Genomic DNA, 1735 nt, shown 5'->3' on the forward strand with positions numbered 1-1735 from the left:
CGTCAACTCGGCCCTGGACAATCCCACCAACTTCTTCACGGCACAGTCGCTCGACAACCGCGCCAGCGACATCAACAATCTGCTCGACGGTATCGCCAACGGCGTGCAGGTGCTGCAGGCTGCCAACACCGGCATCACCTCGCTGCAGAAGCTGATCGACAGCGCCAAGTCGATCGCCAACCAGGCGCTGCAGACCACCGTCGGCTACTCCACCAAGTCGAACGTCTCCACCACCATCTCGGGTGCGACGGCGGCCGACCTGCGCGGCACGACCTCCTACGCCAGCGCGACGGCGAGCAGCAACGTGGTGTTTAGCGGCGCGGCCGGCGGCACCACCGCGGCGAGCGGCACCACGACGCTCGGCGCTACCATCGGCTCCTTTGCAAGCACTGGCGCGACGGCCGGTGACGGCACCACGGCCCTGGCCGGCACCATCACCCTGATCGCCACCAGCGGCACGAGCGCCACCGGCCTGCTCGGCAACGCCCAGCCCGCCGACGGCGACACGCTGACCGTGAACGGCAAGACCATCACCTTCCGCAGCGGCACCGCGCCGGCCTCGACCGCGGTTCCGTCCGGCTCGGGCGTCAGCGGCCACCTCGTCACCGACGGCAGCGGCAATACCACTGTCTATCTCGGCGACACCGCCACGCCGGCCTCGCTCGCGACCGTGAACGATCTCTTGAGCGCGATCGATCTCGCCAGCGGCGTGAAGACGGCATCCATCACCTCGGGTGCTGCGACGATCTCCGTGAGCGCCAGCCAGCCCGGTGCTGCCGTTTCGACCGCTGCTGCGGGCGCCGTCACGCTGAAGAGTTCGACGGGCGCAGACCTGAGCGTCACCGGCAAGGCCGACCTSCTCAAGGCTCTCGGCCTGACCACGGCCGTGGGCGGCGGCAATGCCACCGTCAACGTCAACCGAACCACGAGCGCGGCCTCGCTGGGTGCGACCATCGCGGACGGTTCGACGCTGAACGTCRACGGTCACGTCATCACCTTCAAGAACGCGCCGATCCCGGGCTCGACCGGTGCTCCGAGCGTTCCGACGGGTTATGGTGCCAGCGGTAACGTTCTCACCGACGGCAACGGCAACTCGACGGTCTATCTGCAGGCCGGCACGGTCAACGACGTCTTGAAGGCGATCGACCTTGCCACCGGCGTGCAGACCGCGACGGTCAATGCCAACGGCACTGCGACGCTTGCGACCGCGAGCGGCCAGACCAACTCGTCGATCAACGCCTCGGGTCAGCTCAAGCTCTCGACCGGCGTCAACGCCGATCTGTCGATCACCGGCACCGGCAACGCGCTGAACGCGCTTGGCCTCGCCGGCAACACCGGGACCGCGACCGCCTTCACCGCGGCGCGCACCTCGGGCATCGGCGGCATCGCCGGCAAGACCTTGACCTTCGCCTCCTTCAACGGCGGCACGGCGGTCAACGTCACCTTCGGCGATGGCACCAACGGCACGGTCAAGACGCTCGATCAGCTCAATACGCAGCTTCAGGCCAACAACCTGTCCGCGACGATCGACGCCAACGGCCTGCTGACGATCTCGACCACCAACGACTACGCGTCCTCGACCATCGGTTCGAGCGCTGCAGGTGGTGCGATCGGCGGTACGCTGACCTCGTCGCTGACCTTCTCGACGGCTTCCACCCCCGTCCAGGACACCGTTGCTCAGACCTCGCGTGCGAACCTGGTGTCTCAGTACAACAACATCCTGAACCAGATCGAC

1 protein-coding gene is annotated in these 1735 nt (G+C 67.2%); it reads left to right on the plus strand.

Features of this window, described 5'->3' with window-relative positions:
* A partial coding sequence (locus ACXJL8_RS40280; RefSeq protein WP_456686951.1) for a DUF1522 domain-containing protein occupies nucleotides 1-1735 on the plus strand: 1735 nt, incomplete at both ends.

Source organism: Bradyrhizobium sp. P5_C11_2, assembly GCF_054049755.1.